General features: G+C 64.5%; 16 protein-coding genes. 8 read left to right on the forward strand and 8 right to left on the reverse strand.

Going from position 1 to position 17,187, the window contains the following annotated elements; all coding sequences use genetic code 11:
* The first annotated feature begins 202 nt into the window (after nucleotides 1-202).
* The gene (locus tag AC3G88_RS11890; RefSeq protein ID WP_400393639.1) at nucleotides 203-799 is read left to right on the forward strand and encodes a winged helix DNA-binding protein; all 597 of its coding nucleotides are present in this window, start codon (nucleotides 203-205) and stop codon (nucleotides 797-799) included.
* Between the two features lie 276 nt (nucleotides 800-1,075).
* Here the strand turns inward: AC3G88_RS11890 and AC3G88_RS11895 are convergent, their stop codons facing one another.
* Nucleotides 1,076-1,222: a hypothetical protein gene (locus AC3G88_RS11895; protein WP_254775858.1), complete on the reverse strand. Its 147-nt coding sequence runs from the start codon at nucleotides 1,220-1,222 to the stop codon at nucleotides 1,076-1,078.
* Here AC3G88_RS11895 and purL point away from each other — a divergent pair.
* Nucleotides 1,172-5,146, forward strand: a complete 3,975-nt coding sequence (gene purL / locus AC3G88_RS11900) for a phosphoribosylformylglycinamidine synthase (RefSeq protein WP_488773158.1) — start codon at nucleotides 1,172-1,174, stop codon at nucleotides 5,144-5,146. The genes AC3G88_RS11895 and purL overlap by 51 nt on opposite strands.
* Nucleotides 5,147-5,212: 66 nt before the next feature.
* Here purL and AC3G88_RS11905 read toward each other — a convergent pair whose 3' ends face one another.
* The 7 genes from AC3G88_RS11905 to AC3G88_RS11935 all read right to left on the reverse strand — a co-directional run bounded on the left by AC3G88_RS11905 (nucleotide 5,213) and on the right by AC3G88_RS11935 (nucleotide 9,933).
* Nucleotides 5,213-5,353 carry a hypothetical protein gene (locus AC3G88_RS11905; protein WP_487523835.1) on the reverse strand — a complete coding sequence of 47 codons (141 nt, stop codon included), beginning with the start codon at nucleotides 5,351-5,353 and terminating at the stop codon, nucleotides 5,213-5,215.
* A 229-nt stretch (nucleotides 5,354-5,582) separates the two neighbouring features.
* Entirely contained in the window at nucleotides 5,583-5,924 is a 342-nt protein-coding gene (locus AC3G88_RS11910) for a hypothetical protein (protein WP_488772920.1), read from the reverse strand.
* A 201-nt stretch (nucleotides 5,925-6,125) separates the two neighbouring features.
* Complete coding sequence (locus AC3G88_RS11915; RefSeq protein WP_092595716.1) at nucleotides 6,126-6,920, reverse strand: peptidylprolyl isomerase; 795 nt, start codon at nucleotides 6,918-6,920, stop codon at nucleotides 6,126-6,128.
* A 35-nt stretch (nucleotides 6,921-6,955) separates the two neighbouring features.
* Nucleotides 6,956-7,240, reverse strand: coding sequence for a BolA family protein (locus AC3G88_RS11920; RefSeq protein WP_092595714.1), 285 nt, complete (start codon nucleotides 7,238-7,240; stop codon nucleotides 6,956-6,958).
* A 47-nt stretch (nucleotides 7,241-7,287) separates the two neighbouring features.
* Entirely contained in the window at nucleotides 7,288-7,842 is a 555-nt protein-coding gene (locus AC3G88_RS11925) for a septation protein A (protein WP_153948172.1), read from the reverse strand.
* A gap of 94 nt (nucleotides 7,843-7,936) precedes the next feature.
* Complete coding sequence (gene msrB, locus AC3G88_RS11930) at nucleotides 7,937-8,344, reverse strand: peptide-methionine (R)-S-oxide reductase MsrB (protein WP_153948173.1); 408 nt, start codon at nucleotides 8,342-8,344, stop codon at nucleotides 7,937-7,939.
* Nucleotides 8,345-8,382: 38 nt separating this feature from the next.
* On the reverse strand, nucleotides 8,383-9,933 hold the full coding sequence (locus tag AC3G88_RS11935) for a protein adenylyltransferase SelO (RefSeq protein ID WP_488893407.1): 1,551 nt from the start codon (nucleotides 9,931-9,933) through the stop codon (nucleotides 8,383-8,385).
* Nucleotides 9,934-10,255: 322 nt separating this feature from the next.
* On the opposite strand from AC3G88_RS11935, the gene AC3G88_RS11940 reads away from it, so the two are divergent.
* The 6 genes from AC3G88_RS11940 (at nucleotide 10,256) to AC3G88_RS11965 (ending at nucleotide 17,156) form a co-directional block, all read left to right on the forward strand.
* Nucleotides 10,256-11,881 carry a 3-(methylthio)propionyl-CoA ligase gene (locus tag AC3G88_RS11940; protein WP_488893408.1) on the forward strand — a complete coding sequence of 542 codons (1,626 nt, stop codon included), beginning with the start codon at nucleotides 10,256-10,258 and terminating at the stop codon, nucleotides 11,879-11,881.
* A 162-nt stretch (nucleotides 11,882-12,043) separates the two neighbouring features.
* Nucleotides 12,044-13,303, forward strand: a complete 1,260-nt coding sequence (locus AC3G88_RS11945) for a branched-chain amino acid ABC transporter substrate-binding protein (protein ID WP_488772923.1) — start codon at nucleotides 12,044-12,046, stop codon at nucleotides 13,301-13,303.
* A gap of 105 nt (nucleotides 13,304-13,408) precedes the next feature.
* A complete protein-coding gene (locus AC3G88_RS11950; protein WP_249640875.1) occupies nucleotides 13,409-14,356 on the forward strand; it encodes a branched-chain amino acid ABC transporter permease in 948 nt (315 codons plus the stop codon).
* 3 nt (nucleotides 14,357-14,359) lie between these two features.
* Complete coding sequence (locus AC3G88_RS11955; RefSeq protein WP_488772924.1) at nucleotides 14,360-15,673, forward strand: branched-chain amino acid ABC transporter permease; 1,314 nt, start codon at nucleotides 14,360-14,362, stop codon at nucleotides 15,671-15,673.
* Entirely contained in the window at nucleotides 15,670-16,446 is a 777-nt protein-coding gene (locus tag AC3G88_RS11960; protein WP_153948178.1) for an ABC transporter ATP-binding protein, read from the forward strand. The genes AC3G88_RS11955 and AC3G88_RS11960 overlap by 4 nt, the downstream gene beginning before the upstream one ends.
* A complete protein-coding gene (locus tag AC3G88_RS11965) occupies nucleotides 16,443-17,156 on the forward strand; it encodes an ABC transporter ATP-binding protein (protein ID WP_153948179.1) in 714 nt (237 codons plus the stop codon). The genes AC3G88_RS11960 and AC3G88_RS11965 overlap by 4 nt, the downstream gene beginning before the upstream one ends.
* Nucleotides 17,157-17,187 lie beyond the last annotated feature (31 nt).

Raw genomic sequence — 17,187 nt, forward strand, 5'->3', positions numbered from 1 at the left:
GGCGGCGTGACGATGAAAGGCGTTGCGGAACCAGACCGCATCCACGCATTGCCTCTGTGAATTAAGGTATTCATGCTGAGAATTCGCCGATAAACTGTCAAGCTGAAATTGCCCGAACCCGCTTCGGGCTTTCACCTATCGCCACCGTGGCCACCTTGGCCATCACCCGCTGCACCCGCCGACCTTACTGGGAGACCCATTCATGGCCCGCAAGCCCGCCCCGGAACGCCACGCCGATGCCGCCGAGGGCGCGACCCTGGACGCCGCGGCGCGGACCGCGCCGCTGGCCCGGGCCGCAGGCGTCAACATTGTGTCGTCGTCGCACCTGGTGTCGGTACGCAGCCCGGAGCTGTCCGAGTTCGAGTTTGGCCTGAATACGGCCTACAACGCCTATAGCCGCTGGGTGGTCCGCTGCATGGGCGCGGCCGGCGTGCGCGATCTGACCTTCCTCGATGTGCTGGTGCTGCACCATGTGAACCATCGCGGCCGGGCCAAGCGGCTGGCCGACATCTGCTTCGTCCTCAACGTCGAGGACACGCACCTGGTGACGTATTCGCTAAAAAAGCTAGTGGGGCTGGGGCTGGTGGCGGGCGAGCGGGTGGGCAAGGAGGCGACCTACGCCACCACGCAGGCCGGTACCGAGGCCTGCTCCCGGTATCGGGAAATCCGCGAGCAATGCCTGACCAGCAATTTCACGGAGGGCAGTGATGAAAACGTCGAGATCGGCGAACTGGCGCGGCTGCTGCGCGTGCTGACCGGTCTCTACGAGCAGGCCGCGCGTTCCGCCACCTCTCTCTGACGGCACTTTCGGGCGATTTTGGGCGGCTTTCGCATGAAATCGGCCACTTTCGTGTTCTCGCGCCGAGTCGGGCCCAGGTGGCTGGCCAACGGCGTTCGAGGCGCCGGATGCGCCACGAGACAGGCCGAATTGCGGTCTGGGGCCAGACTTTCCCCAGGCTGTCCGTTCGCGCCGCATTGCGCAATGCAAAAAGCGGCCGCCAACAAGGTACAATAGCGGTTTCCCGCATGCCGGCATTCCATTCAGCAGTGCCAGCCGCCGTTTAGCCTCACCTTCCTACGCCTCCTGACCGTACCGATCATGGCGCATTTCTCGTGCTTCCCCGGCGCTTTGGCGCTTTCCGCTTTCCGTCAGCAACGCCTGCTTGCCGCCCTGCAACAAGTCGACGCCGATATTGAGTCCGTGCATGGCCAGTTCGTGCATTTTGTCGATTCGGACACGCCGCTGTCCGCCGAGGACCAGACGCGCATCGGCGCGATGCTGACCTATGGCGCGCCGTTCACGGCCCAGCCCGAGGGCGACCGTTTTGTGGTGATTCCGCGTTTCGGGACCATTTCGCCGTGGGCCAGCAAGGCCACCGATATCGCCCATAACTGCGGCCTGACGCACGTGCACCGCATCGAGCGCGGCATCGAGATCACCGTGGTCTGCAAGAAGGGCCTGCTGCGCGGCCGCAAGACGCTGGACGCCGGCACCCGTGCCGCCGTGGCTGCGCACCTCTTCGACCGGATGACCGAAACCGTGATCGCCTCGCGCGAGGAAGCGGCCGGCCTGTTCCAGGAACTGCCCGCCAAGCCGCTGCAGTTCATCGACATTTCAGCGGGGCGCAGCGCCCTGGTTGACGCCAACACGGCCATGGGCCTGGCGCTTTCGGACGACGAAATCGACTATCTGCTGGAAAACTACGGCAAGCTCGGCCGCAACCCGACTGACGTCGAGCTGATGATGTTCGCCCAGGCCAACAGCGAACACTGCCGCCACAAGATCTTCAACGCCACCTGGACCATCGACGGCGTGACGCAGGACAAGTCGCTGTTCGCGATGATCCGCAACACGCATCAGCTGAATCCGCAGGGCTCGATCGTCGCCTATTCGGACAACTCGGCCGTGATGGAAGGCGACGTGGCCGAACGCTGGTTCCCGCGCGGCGCGGACCAGAAGTATGGCCGCCACGAGGCGCTGACCCACACGCTGATGAAGGTGGAAACGCACAACCACCCGACCGCGATCTCGCCGTTCGCGGGCGCTTCGACCGGCGCCGGCGGTGAAATCCGCGACGAAGGCGCCACGGGCCGTGGTGCCAAGCCCAAGGCCGGCCTGACCGGCTTCACGGTGTCGAACCTGATGCTGCCTGATGCCGTCGAGAGTTGGGAAAATGCCCGCGACGCCGCACAGCCGGTGGCACATCGCAATCCGGACGACAAGCCCGGCGTGACCGGCAAGCCGGACCGCATCGCATCGCCGCTGCAGATCATGATCGACGGCCCGCTGGGCGGCGCCGCGTTCAACAATGAATTCGGCCGTGCCAACCTGGGCGGCTACTTCCGTGTCTACGAGCAAAATGTGGGCGGCACGGTGCGCGGCTACCACAAGCCGATCATGATTGCAGGCGGCATCGGCAATATCGATGCCGGCCATACACACAAGGACCCGCTGCCGGCCGGCACGCTGCTGATCCAGCTGGGCGGCCCGGGCATGCGCATCGGCATGGGCGGCGGTGCCGCCAGCTCGATGGCGACGGGCACCAACACGGCCGACCTCGACTTCGATTCGGTGCAGCGTGGCAACCCTGAAATGGAGCGCCGTGCCCAGGAAGTGATCAACGCCTGCTGGCAACTGGGCGAAGACAACCCGATCCTGTCGATCCACGACGTCGGCGCAGGCGGCATTTCGAACGCCTTCCCGGAACTGGTCGACGGTGCCGGTCGCGGCGCACGCTTCGAATTGCGCCAGGTGCACCTTGAAGAGTCTGGCCTGTCGCCCGCCGAAATCTGGTGCAACGAGTCGCAGGAACGCTATGTGCTGGCCATCGCGCCGAACGACCTGCCGCGCTTCCAGGCCATGTGCGAACGCGAACGGTCGCCGTTCGCCGTGGTGGGTATCGCCACCGAGGAAAAGCAGCTGCAGCTGGTGGACGCCGATGTAGACGCCGCGCTCAAGGAGCACTTCACGGTCGATATGCCGATGGACGTGCTGCTGGGCAAGCCGCCGCGCATGCACCGCGACGTGCAGCGCGTGGCGCGCGAACTGCCGCCGGTGGACGTGACCGGCATCGCACTGGAACAGGCCGTAAGCGACGTGCTGCGCCACCCGACCGTGGCCAGCAAGTCGTTCCTGATCACCATTGGCGACCGTACCGTCGGTGGCATGAACGCACGTGACCAGATGGTGGGGCCGTGGCAGGTGCCGGTGGCGGACGTGGCGGTGACCACGCTCGACTACAAGGGCCGCGCTGGCGAAGCCATGACGATGGGCGAGCGCACGCCGCTGGCCGTGATCGACGCCCCGGCCTCGGGCCGCATGGCCATCGGCGAGGCGCTGACGAACCTGGCGGCCGCCCCGGTCAAGGATCTGAACAAGGTCAAGCTGTCGGCCAACTGGATGGCCGCGTGCGGCGTAGCCGGCGAGGACGCGAAGCTGTACGACACGGTGCATGCCGTGGGCATGGAATTGTGCCCGGCGCTTGGCATCAGCATCCCGGTGGGCAAGGATTCGCTGTCGATGCGCACGAAGTGGTCCGATGCCGATGGCGACAAGGAAGTGGTGGCGCCGGTTTCGCTGATCATCTCGGCGTTTGCCGCAGTGGATGACACCAACCGGACGCTGACGCCGCAGCTGCGTACCGACCTGGGCGATACCACGCTGATCGCCATCGACCTGGGTCGTGCGAAGAATCGCATGGGCGGCAGCATCCTGGCGCAGGTGACCCAGCAGGTTGGCGACAGCGCGCCGGACGTGGACAACCCGGAAGACCTGAAGAACTTCTTCAACGTGATCCAGCGTCTGAACCGCGAAGGCAAGCTGCTGGCCTATCACGACCGCTCCGACGGCGGGTTCATGGCAACCGTCGCGGAAATGGCCTTCGCCGGCCGTACGGGCGTGTCGCTCAATGTGGACATGCTGACGCTGGACCCGAACCAGGAGCAGGACTACGGCGACGCCAAGAACTGGGCGCAGCAGGTTGCCGAACGCCGCAACGACCAGACGCTGCGGGCGCTGTTCTCCGAAGAACTGGGCGCGGTGATCCAGGTGCGTGCCGAAGAGCGCGATGCCGTATTCGCGGTGCTGCGCGAGGCCGGCCTGTCGGCGTGCAGCCACGTGATCGGCAAGCCGAACACGAACGACCAGATCGAGATCTATCGCGACGCGAAGAAGGTCTTCGGCGCTGCCCGTGCCGATCTGCAGCGCACCTGGACCGAGGTGAGCTGGCGTATCGCGCGGCTGCGCGACAACCCGGCCTGCGCCGACAGCGAGTACGACCGCGTTCTGGACGCTGCCGATCCTGGCATCAGCCCCGTGCTGACCTTCGATCCGGCGCAAGACATTGCTGCGCCGTTCATCGCCACCGGTAACCGTCCGCGTGTGGCGATCCTGCGTGAGCAGGGCGTCAATTCGCAGATCGAGATGGCCTACAGCATGGACCTGGCCGGTTTCGACACGGTCGACGTCCATATGAGCGACCTGATCGCCGGTCGCGCCACATTGGCCGATTTCAAGGGTTTCGTGGCTTGCGGCGGCTTCAGCTACGGCGACGTGCTTGGCGCGGGCGAAGGCTGGGCCAAGACGATCCTGTTCAACGGCCAGATGGCGGAGCAGTTTGCGGCGTTCTTCAACCGCCAGGACACTTTCGCGCTGGGTGTTTGCAATGGCTGCCAGATGCTGAGCAACCTGGCCCCGATCATCCCGGGCGCCGGCGCATGGCCGAAGTTCACGCGCAACCAGTCCGAGCAGTACGAAGCACGCTTCGTTACGGTGGAAGTGCAGCAATCGCCGTCGATCTTCTTCGCGGGCATGGAAGGCAGCCGCATCCCCATCGCCGTGGCGCACGGCGAAGGTTTCGCCGATTTCTCGCAGCAGGGCGATATGGCGAAGGTGGCCGTGGCGCTGCGCTTCGTCGACAACCGCGGTGTCGTGACGCAGACCTATCCGCTGAACCCGAACGGCTCGCCGCAGGGCATCACGTCGGTGACGACGGTGGACGGCCGCTTCACCGCGCTGATGCCGCACCCGGAGCGCGTGTTCCGAACCGCGACCATGAGCTGGGCACCTGACGCCTGGAAGGACATCCCCGATGGTGGCAGCCCGTGGATGCGCATGTTCCGCAATGCGCGCAAGTGGGTCGGCTGATAGAACCTGCTGCTTCGAACGAAACGCCCGCGCAAGCGGGCGTTTTTTATGGCCTAGGCTGCGGTGTCATCGCCTGACCAGATAGAGCCATGCGAAAAAGAAGATAAAGGTGAACGTCGCGTAGGCGATGATGCCCCACTCGGCGCGCTTCAAGACCTTGAATTGAAACTCGTCATCTTCGAAAAACCGGGTCAGAAACTTGCTCATCTATTTCTCCTCGTACGATTTGCGGAAGCCCCTTGACGAAGGTTAACTGGCAGTCGAAGTCAGCGCCAGACGGGCCGATGCCCATTGGACAGGACTGCGTGTGGGGCAATGCATGCCTTCACGTTCGCAACGCAGTGATCCTAGGCCTCGAGAATGGGTGCGCCAAGAGGGGTTTTGTGAACTTGTGTGTCCAGAAAACCGGCGCTTGCTTCAGGTCATGAGAAAGGTCTCAGACTGTGACAGGAGCGGGGAGGTCGACGGGGTGTTCGCCAGTTTGCGGGGCCTGGGCTTGCTGCGCGCGCAGGCGTTCGCTCCATGGCAGGTAGCGGGAATAGAGCAGGCGCATACGGTCTGCGCCGGGCGGTACGGGGATTTCGCCGCGTACTTCCATGAACGCGACGGTCGCTTGCAGCAGCTTTGACTGGGCGTAGCGGTCACGCGTCGGCAGGTGAGGATGAAGGTCGCGCCATCGGCGGCCGGTGCATTCGATGTGGGGCATGCCTAGCGCGCAGTAGACCATGCCGCTGGAATAGAGATGCCACATGTACCAGTAGCCGCTCATCATGCCCATAGCAATATGCCCTCGATCCTGGCGCTCGATACCTTGGCGGGACGGGTGTCCGGCTTCGTCGAGCCCTTCGATATTACTGGGGCCGGAGGAGCGATGGAACCCGCCAACTGCACTAGAATGTTACCGAGCGCGCCAAGGTGCGCCCCAAAAAACGAAAACCGGCGCACAGGCGCCGGTTTTTGTATGCAGCAAGCAAGGGGATTACTGGATCTTGGCCTTGTCCTTGAGCGACTTCATCATCGCCTGGAACTGCTCGCGCTGCCAGGCCTGGTCGCCCATCAGCATCTGCTGGAGCTGAGGCTTCACTTCCTCGAACGTCGGAATCTTCTGGTCGCGCACGTCCACGAGTTCAATGATGTGCCAGCCGAACTGGGTCTTGACCGGCGTATCGGTCATCTGGCCCTTCTTCAGGCCGGTCATGGCCGCCGAGAATTCCGGCACGTAGCTGCCGCTGTTGGCCCAGTCCAGGTCGCCGCCATTGGCTGCCGAGCCGGTGTCCTTCGACGATGCCTTGGCTACGTCTTCGAACTTGGCGCCGCCCTTGATCTTGGCGATCAGTGCCTTGGCGTCCGCTTCCTTTTCCACCAGGATGTGGCGGGCGTGGTATTCCTTGCCATTGCCGAACTGGCCCTTGATCTTCTCGTATTGCTTGCGCAGTTCGTCGTCGCTGGCGCCATGGGTCTTGACGTAGTCCTCGAACACCGCACCGGCCAGCACGTTCAGGCGGGCCTGTTCGAGCTGGTCCTGAACGTCGTCGCGTTGCAGGATGCCGCGCTTGGAGGCTTCCTGCACCAGCAGTTCCCGGTCGATCAGCATGGTGCGGGCACGGTCGCGCAGTTCGGGCGAGGCGGGCTGGCCGGTGCCGGCGATCAGCTTGTCCACCTTGGCCGACGGGATGGGCTTGCCATTCACAACGGCGGCGTTCTGGGCGAACACGGGCAGGCTGCCAGCAGCGAGCACAGCCGCCAGGCTGAACGAGAGGACGGTGGTCTTCATGGAGTCAGGTCTGAGAGTAGCGAGAGCGCGTCGCGTCATGCTTCGCGGGATTGATATTCTTGGTCGGTGTACGCGCTGACGGCCAGCGCATGGATCTGCGCGGGGAATAGTTCGCGCAGCGCATCATACACCATACGGTGGCGGGTCACGCGCGAATGGCCAGCGAAGCGGTTGCTGACGATCAGAACGTTGTAATGACCCCCACCCGACGCCGCGCCGGCATGGCCCGCATGGGCCGCGCTGTCGTCGTGGACGTGCAGGTGGGAGGGTTCGAGCGCCGCACGCAGCAGCGCGTCGATGGTGGCGGGATCGGCGGCCATCGGTTAGTCCTTCGGGAGTGTCATCGGGAGCGGCAGGGCGGCTGCGCTTATTCGGAGCGGCCTTCCCGCGACGGGGTTTCCTCGATGTGGCGCGACAGCCAGATGCTCTGCGCGACAATGAAGACGACCATCAGGCCCATGCTGCCGAACAGCTTGAAATTGACCCAGGTATCGGTGGAAAACTGATACGCCACGTAGAGGTTCAGCACGCCCATCACGGCGAAGAACGCGGCCCATGCAACGTTGAGCCGGCCCCACATCGCGTCCGGCATCGTGACCTGCTTTTCCATCATGGCGCGGATCAGGTTCTTGCGCCAGCCGATGACCGAGCCGATCAGCGTGACCGCGAACAGCCAGTAGAGCACCGTGGGCTTCCACTTGATGAAGGTTTCGTTGTGCAGAACAATCGTCGCGCCGCCGAAAACGCCGATGATCAGCAGGCTGACCCATTGCATCGGCTCCACCTTGCCATGACGGATGCGCACCCACGCGATCTGCAGCACCGTGGCCACGATGGCCACCGCGGTGGCCGGATAGATGCCGAACAGCTTGAAGGCGACAAAAAACAGGATGACTGGGAACAGGTCGAACAGGAATTTCATGCGGACCAAATCAGGTTGGCGAGCCAGGCATGCGGCCGGGCCCGCTGGGAATCCGCGAGGCGGATCGGACGTGGCGTCCGGTGTGCGGGTGGCGTCACCCGCGATCAGCCGGATCGCGATCGTCGAATTTTAGCGCAGCCGAGTTGATGCAATAGCGCAGACCGGTTGGGGCCGGGCCATCCTCGAAGACATGGCCCAGATGGCTGCCGCATTCCTTGCAACGGACTTCCACCCGCGTCATGCCGTGGCTGTGGTCCACGTGCTCGGCAATCACCTCGCCGTTGATCGGACGGAAATAGCTGGGCCAGCCGCAGCCGGCGTCGAACTTGGTGGCCGACTCGAACAGCGGGGTGCCGCAGCCTACGCAGTGGTAGATGCCCTGGTCCCAGTGGTCCCAGTAGCGGCCCGTGAACGGACGCTCGGTGGCGGCCTCGCGCGTCACGCGGTACTCGATGTCGGACAGCTGGTCACGCCATTCGGCGTCGGTCTTAGTGGTGGTCATCTCGTTTCCTTGTTGCGATCCCGGGCAGGCTGCCAGGCTTACGACGAACAGCTGACTTCGAGCCCCGACGCCCAGTCGGGTGGCAGGGCGGCATAGTGTTCCGCATCGGGCTGCTCGTCGAAGGGCCGCGACAGCACGGCCAGCAGGCGGTCCACCTCGGAGAAGTCCTTGTCGCGCGCGGCACGGATCGCGGTTTCGGCCAAATGATTCCGGAGCACGTATTTCGGGTTGACTTGCCGCATTGCAACCCCGCGGGCGGCATCGTCGGACTGTTCCGACTGCAGGCGGGCGCGGTATTCGGCGGCCCACGCGTCCCACGCCGCGCGGTCCAGGAACAGGTCGCGCACGGGCGCATCGCGTGATCCGTCCTGCGACCCCACCTGGGCCAGGTTGCGCCAGAACAGCGTGTAGTCCACGCGATTGGCGTGCATCACACGGAACAGGTTCGTCATCAGCGTCTCGTCCTGGTCATGCGCGGTGCGCAGGCCAAGCTTGGCGCGGTAATGGCGGAAGAAGGCCTCGGCATAGCGGTCCCGGAACGGGTCGAGCGCCTCGCGAGCGGCTTCCACGGCTTCGTTCTTGGCCGCTTCGGCATCGCTGGCATCCGCGTTGCGCCACAGCGGCAGCAGCGCCTGGGCCAGGCAATGCAGGTTCCAGAACGCGATCTGGGGCTGCTGGCTGTACGCGTAGCGGCCCTGCTGGTCGGAATGGTTGCAGATGTGGTTCGCGTCGAAGGCGTCGAGGAACCCGAACGGTCCATAGTCGATGGTCAGGCCCAGGATCGACATGTTGTCGGTGTTCATCACGCCATGACAGAAGCCCACGGCCTGCCAGTGCGCCACCATGTCCGCCGTGAGCAGCGATACCTCGCGCAGCAGCGCCTGGTACGGGCTGGCCGCGTCGCGGCAGGCCGGATAAAAACGGTCGATCACGAAATCGGCAAGCTGCTTCAGCGAGGCGTGGTCCTCGCGGGCGGCGAAATGCTCGAAATGACCAAAGCGGATGAAGCTCGGCGCCAGCCGCGTGACCACGGCCGATGTCTCGATGGTTTCGCGCCGTACCGGTGCGTCGGAGCCCATGATCGCCAGTGCCCGCGTGGTGGGCACGTCCAGCGCATGCATGGCTTCCGAGCAGAGGTATTCACGGATCGACGAGCGCAGCACCGCGCGGCCATCTGCCATGCGCGAGTAGGGGGTCAGGCCGGCGCCCTTGAGCTGGATCTCCCACGGACCGTCGGGCATCGCGGCCTCGGCCAGCCGGATGGCGCGGCCATCGCCAAGCTGCCCGGCCCAGACGCCGAACTGATGGCCGGAGTAGACCGTGGCCAGTGGGTCTGCCCAGTCCGGCACGGCGTTGCCGGCGAAGGTGTCGACGAACTTCGGGTCGTGCGTGGCGGCGCGCAAGCCTGCTTCATCCCATCCGAGCAGGGCCGCAGCCGCGGGGGCTACGCTGACTACATAAGGCGAAGGCAGGGCGGTCGGCGCCAGCCGCGTAAAAAACCGATCGCCGAGGGCCGCCATGCCGGGTGCGGTCTTGAACGGCACGGGCAATGCAATACGCGGCAGGGCGTCGTTGGATTCAGTAGGCATAGACGGCGTGCATGACGCTAGGGGAAAACGACATATTGAGGCGCTTCAGGGCTCGCAGTATTGTACTTGCACCGGTTTTCTCCTGCCGGCCAAGGGTTGTCCGCTGCTCGCAGACCATTCAAAAAGCGACGCAAATATCGGACATCAATCCGGTGCATGGCAGGGTCTGCGTATGGGTGCCAGGAGCGCGCCCACTACGTGTCAGTCCACCAACAACACCAACAAGTTTCTTCATTTTTTGTCGATGCTTTTGCAGGGTGTGGGATAGTCGGCCAAAAATAAGAACGGTTGTTCGTTTTTTCCGAACCAAGGAGACCGTTTCATGGCATTGATGGGTCAAATGATGAGCGCGCCGCTGCTCATTTCCTCCATCATCAAGCACGCTGCGCGCTACTACGGCAGCACCGAAATCGTCTCGCGGCGAACCGAAGGCGACCTTCACCGATATACCTACCGCGACTGCGAACTGCGTGCCCGCAAGTTGGCCCAGGCGCTGGCGACGTTGGGCGTGGCGCAGGGCGAGCGTGTGGGTACGCTCGCCTGGAACGGTTACCGGCACCTGGAGATCTACTACGGCGTGTCGGGCATGGGCGCCGTCTGCCACACGATCAATCCGCGCCTGTTCCCGGAGCAGATCGCCTACATCGTCAATCACGCCGACGACCAGTTCATCTTCTTCGATGCCACGTTCCTGCCGCTGGTGGAAGGCGTGGCGCCGCACTGCCCGAACGTGAAGGGCTGGGTCATGATGACGGACCGCGCGCATATGCCGGCGGAATCGAAGGTCGACCTGCTGTGCTACGAAGACCTGATCGACGCCCACGACGGCGCCTACGAATGGCCGGAATTCGACGAGAACCTGGCGTCGAGCCTGTGCTACACGTCGGGCACGACCGGCAATCCGAAGGGCGCGCTGTATTCGCACCGCTCGACTGTGCTGCATTCCTATGCGTCGGCCCTGCCCGATGCCCTGGGCTGCTCGGCCAAGGACGTGATCCTGCCGGTAGTGCCGATGTTCCACGTCAACGCCTGGGGCCTGCCGTATTCGGTGCCGCTGGTGGGCGCCAAGCTCGTGTTTCCGGGCGCCAAGCTCGACGGCGCATCGCTCTACGAGCTGTTCGAGCAGGAGGGCGTGACGTTCTCCGCGGGCGTGCCGACCGTCTGGCTGGGCCTGCTGCAATACGTGCAGGCCAACAAGCTGAAGTTCTCCACCTTCCGCCGCACGGTGATCGGCGGCTCGGCCGCGCCGCCCGCCATGATCCGCACGCTCGAGGCCTTCGACGTGGAGGTCATCCACGCCTGGGGCATGACCGAGATGTCGCCGCTGGGCACGTCCTGCAAGCTGCTGGCGCGCCACAAGGACCTGCCCGAGGACGCCCGGCACAAGATCCTGGAAAAGCAGGGCCGGGTGATCTACGGCGTGGACATGAAGATCGTGGACGGCGAAGGCCTGGAACTGCCGTGGGACGGCAAGGCCTTCGGCGACCTGCTGGTACGCGGCCCGTGGGTGATCGACCATTACTTCCGCAACGACAGCAACCCGCTGGTGGATGGCTGGTTCCCCACCGGCGACGTGGCCACCATCGACGAAGACGGCTACATGCAGATCACGGACCGCAGCAAGGACGTGATCAAGTCCGGCGGCGAGTGGATTTCGTCGATCGACGTCGAGAACGTGGCGGCGGCGCACCCGGCCGTGCATATGGCCGCCTGCATCTCCGCGTACCACCCCAAGTGGGACGAACGGCCGCTGCTGGTGGTGGTCAAGCGGCCCGGCATGGACGTCACCCGCGAGGAACTGCTGGGCTTCTTCGAAGGCAAGGTCGCCAAGTGGTGGATTCCCGATGACGTGGCATTCGTGACCGAGATTCCGCTGACGGCCACCGGCAAGATGCAGAAGCTCCGGCTGCGCGAGCAGTTCAAGGAATACAGGCTGCCCGGCGTCTGAAGGCCGGACCCCGGCATTTCCGGACCGGCAGGGCAGCAACAGGCATTTGCGGTGTCCCGCCATGGCAATCGGATGGCGGTCACAGCGCAGACGCGGCGGCCTGGCGCGAGGAGGGCACGGGCCGCCGCCCATCGCCAATGACAACAAGTGAAGGAGACAGGTATGACAAGGTTGCGTCCGCTGGTACGAGGTGTGGCTGCAGTTGTTGCTCTGGGTTCCGTGCTGGCATCGGGCGCCGCGGCGGCCGATACGGTGAAGATCGCCTTCATCGATCCGTTGTCGGGGCTGATGGCCCCGGTGGGGCAGAACCAGCTCAAGAGCTGGCAGTACGTGGCCGAGGTGGCCAACCAGAAGGGCTGGGGCGGGGCGCACAAGTTCGAGGTGGTGGGCTTCGACAACAAGCTGAGCCCGCAGGAAAGCCTGACCATCCTCAAGCAGGTGGTGGACCAGAATATCCGCTACATCGTGCAGGGCAACGGCTCGTCGGTGGGCCTGGCGCTGGAAGACGCAGTGGCCAAGCACAACGAGCGCAACCCGGGCAAGGAAATCGTCTACCTGAACTACGCCGCGGTAGACCCGGACATGACCAACAGCAAATGCAGCTACTGGCATTTCCGGCTCGATGCCAATTCCGACATGAAGATGGAGGCCCTGACCACCTACCTGGCCAAGGACCCCAGCGTCAAGAAGGTCTATCTGATCAACCAGAACTATTCGTTCGGCCACCAGGTGGCACGGGCGGCCAAGGACTACCTGAAGCGCAAGCGGCCTGACATCCAGATCGTTGGCGAAGACCTGCACCCGCTGGCGCAGGTCAAGGACTTCGCGCCGTACGCGGCCAAGATCAAGGCGTCGGGCGCCGATACGGTGATCACCGGCAACTGGGGCAGCGACCTGGCCCTGCTGATCAAGGCGGGCAAGGATGCCGGCCTGCCGGTCAACTACTACACGTACTACGCCGCCACGACGGGCGTGCCCACCGCCATGGGCGCGGCCGGCGCCGAGCACGTCAAGTACGTGGGCTACTACAACCCGAACAACGCCACCTTCCGGGGCGGAGACATCGTCGAGGGCTACAAGAAGAAGTACAACGACGACTTCTACGTGATGGCGTCGTACACGGGCGTCGCCATGCTGGCCAAGGCCATCAAGGACACCGGATCCACCGATCCGGTCAAGGTGGCCAAGGCGATGGAGGGCCTGAAGGTGGAAAGCATGAATGGCACGGTGGAGATGCGTGCCAGCGACCACCAGGCCCAGCAGCCGCTGGTGGTGGCCACCTGGACCAAGGTCAACGGCAAGGACATCAAGTACGACCAGGAAAACACCGGCTATGGCTGGAAGACCAATGCGACGCTTGACCAGTTCGTGGCGGCGCAGCCCACCTCGTGCCAGATGAAGCGGCCGGGCAGCGGTAGCTGACACCGCGACGGGTGGGAAGGGGTTCCCCACCACGCGGGAACCCCTGACAATATGGCTTTTGTCGGGTCAGGCTCCGGCTCCGGGAGCAGGCCCTGAGGACTTGCCGTGGAATTCTTCATCATCTCGCTACTGAACGGCGTCAGCTACGGCTTGCTGCTGTTCATGCTGTCATCGGGGCTGACGCTGATCTTCAGCATGATGGGCGTGCTCAACTTCGCCCATGCCAGCTTCTACATGCTGGGCGCCTACTTTGCCTACACCATCGCCACCAAGGTCGGCTTCTGGCCGGCGCTGATCCTGGCGCCGCTGCTGGTGGCCGGCGCCGGGGCGCTAGTGGAGCGGTTCGGGCTGCGCACGGTCCACAAGTACGGCCATGTGGCCGAACTGCTATTTACCTTCGGCCTGGCCTACCTGATCGAGGAAGGCGTCAAGCTGGTCTGGGGCCTGGCCGCCGTGCCGTACCGCATCCCGGCCGAGCTCGATGGGCCGCTGTTCACGGTCTTTACCTCGTCTTTCCCCAAATACCGCGCATTCATGATGCTGGTGTCGTTGGGCATGCTGGTGGCGATCTACCTGGTACTGACGCGCACCCGCATTGGCCTGGTCATCCAGGCGGCGCTGACCCATCCGGAGATGGTCGAGGCATTGGGCCATAACGTGCCGCGCGTATTCATGCTGGTGTTCGGCGGCGGTGCGGCGCTGGCTGGCCTGGCCGGCGTGATCGGCGGCAACGCGTTTGTCACCGAGCCGTCGATGGCGGCGGCCGTCGGGTCCATCGTCTTTGTCGTGGCGGTGGTGGGGGGCATGGGCTCGCTGGTCGGGGCGTTTATCGCATCGATCCTGATCGGCGTGCTGCAGACGTTCGCCGTGACCATCGATGCATCGCTGGCCGGCCTGTTCGGCAGCTTCGGCATGGCCGTCAACGATGCCACGCCGCTCAGTTCGGTCTGGAAGCTCACCGTGGCGCAGGTGGCGCCCGTGCTGCCGTACCTGCTGCTGGTGGTCATGCTGATATTCCGCCCGCGTGGGCTGATGGGCACCCGGGAGAGCTGAGCGATGGAGTCGACGACGATGCAACCTAGCTCCAACCCGGTCGTGACCGGACGCACCCTGCGGTACCGCCCGCTGAATCTGGCGCGCTGGATCATCTGGACCACCACGGCGCTGCTGATGCTGGTGGCGCCGCTGGCCTTCACGGGCGGGTTCGCGGTGACGCTGATGTCCCAGATGGGCATCATGATCATCTTCGCGCTGTCGTACAACATGCTGCTGGGCCAGACCGGCATGCTGTCGTTCGGGCATGCCGTGTACTCGGGCCTGGGCGCGTTCATCGCGGTACACGTGCTGAACATGATCGGCGCGGGCAAGGTCTGGCTGCCGGTGTCGATGCTGCCGCTGGTGGGCGGGCTGGCCGGCGCGTTCTTCGGCGTGCTGTTCGGCTACGTGACGACGAAGAAGTCCGGCACCACGTTCGCCATGATCACGATGGGCATCGGCGAGATGGTGTTTGCCAGTTCGCTGATGTTCCCCGATTTCTTCGGCGGCGAAGGCGGGATCTCCACCAACCGCGTGGTCGGCGATCCCTTCCTGGGCATCACCTTCGGTCCGGGCCGGCAGGTCTACTACCTGATCGCGGTCTGGTGCTTCCTGTCGATGGTGGCCATGTACGCCTGGACCCAGACGCCGCTGGGCCGCATCGCCAACGCGGTACGGGACAATCCCGAGCGGGTCGAATTCATCGGCTACAACACCCAGCGCGTGCGTTACCTGGTGCTGATCCTGTCGGCGTTCTTCGCGGGCATTGCCGGGGCGCTGTCGGCCATCAATTTCGAAATCGTGTCGGCCGAAAACGTCAGTGCGGTACGTTCCGGCGGCGTGTTGCTGGCCGCGTTTATCGGCGGCGCGGGCGTGTTTTTCGGGCCGGTCATCGGCGCCATCGTCTTCACGCTGTTCGCGGTGGCGCTGTCGGACCTGACCAAGGCCTGGTTGCTGTACCTTGGCCTGTTCTTCGTGACGATGGTGATGTTCGTGCCGGGCGGCATCGCCAGCCTGCTGCTGATGCAGATGCCGCTGCTGGCGAAGAAGCAGTTTGGCCGCATGCTGCCGTCATACGCACGGGCCGGCGTGGCCGGACTGGTGCTGCTGGCGGCCGTGATCCTGACCGTGGAAATGGTCTACAAGGTGCAGGTCGACAGTGCCAATGGCACGGCGATGTCGTTGCTCGGCATCGGGTTCGATGCCGGCACGCTGCCGCCGTGGATCGTGGCGGCGGCGCTGTGGGGGCTGGGTTACGCGGCCTGGCGCTGGGCGACGGCGAAGGTGCGCGCCGAACTGGACGCCATCCAGGCGGGAACGGGAGGTCTGGCATGAACGCCGCACTCGAACTTTCGGACGTCCGCAAGCGGTTCGGGCAGACCGAGATTATCCGGGGGGTGACGCTGACCATCGGCAAGGGCGAGCGGCATGCGCTGATTGGCCCGAACGGGGCCGGCAAGTCCACCACCTTCAACCTGATCTCGGGCCGGTTCGCGCCCACGTCCGGGGCGGTGAAGCTGAACGGCCAGAGCATTGCCGGACTGCGGCCATTCGAGATCAACCGCATGGGGCTGTCGCGCAGTTTCCAGATCACGAACATCTTCCACCGGCTGTCGGTGTTCGAAAACCTGCGCTGCGCGGTGCTGTGGTCGCTGGGCTACAAGTATTCGTTCTGGCACCGGCTGTCGGCGTTGCGCGATGCCAAGGCGCGCGCCGACGAGGTGCTGGAACTGATCGGCATGCAGCACCGCCGCAACACGCAGGCCGGTCTGCTGACCTATGCGGAGCAGCGGGCGCTGGAGATCGGCATCACCATCGCCGGCGGCGCCGAGGTCATCCTGCTGGACGAGCCCACCGCCGGCATGAGTCGCTCCGAATCGGACCATGCCGTGGAGTTGATCCGCAAGGTGACGGTAGGCAAGACGCTGGTCATGGTGGAGCACGACATGAGCGTGGTGTTCGGCCTGGCCGACCGGATTTCGGTGCTGGTGTACGGCGAGGTCATCGCTACCGATACGCCGGAGGCCATCCGCAACAACCGCCGCGTCAAGGAAGCCTATCTGGGCACGTCGCTCGATGAACCCGCGCTGGCAGGAGCCCACGAATGAGCAAGCCCATGCTGGAAGTCACCGGGCTGCACGCCTATTACGGCAAGAGCCATATCCTGCACGGCGTGGATGCCCGTGTCGACGAAGGCGAGATCGTGGCGCTGCTGGGCCGCAACGGCGTGGGACGCTCGACCATGGCCAAGGCCATCCTGGGCATGGTCAAGGCGGAAGGGTCCGTGCGCTTTCGTGGCGACGAAATCCTGGGACGGCGTACATTCGAGATCGCCCATGCCGGCATCGGCTATGTGCCCGAGAACCGCGACATCTTCCCGACGCTGACCGTGCGGCAGAACCTGCTGCTGGGCGAGAAGCGCAATCCGCGCCAGCAGAAGCCGCGCTGGAGTGTGGAGGACATGTACCGCATGTTCCCGCGGCTCAAGGAGCGCGAGAACACGTCGGCGGGCGTGCTGTCCGGCGGCGAGCAGCAGATGCTGACGCTATGCCGCACGCTGATGGGCGATCCCGACCTGATCCTGATCGACGAGCCCACCGAGGGCCTGGCACCGATGATCGTCACGCTGGTGGGCGACTTCCTCAAGACGCTCAAGGAGCGCGGCGTGTCGGTGCTGCTGATCGAGCAGAAACTGGCCATTGCGCTGGACATCTCGCAGCGCGTCTACGTGATGGGCCACGGGCATATCGTGTTCGAGGGCACGCCCGCGGCACTGAAGGCCAATGCCCAGATCCGGAAGGAATGGCTGGAAGTGTGAACAGTTTCACGCAAGATATCGGGAGCCCTGG

Source organism: Cupriavidus sp. 86D6, assembly GCF_057815095.1.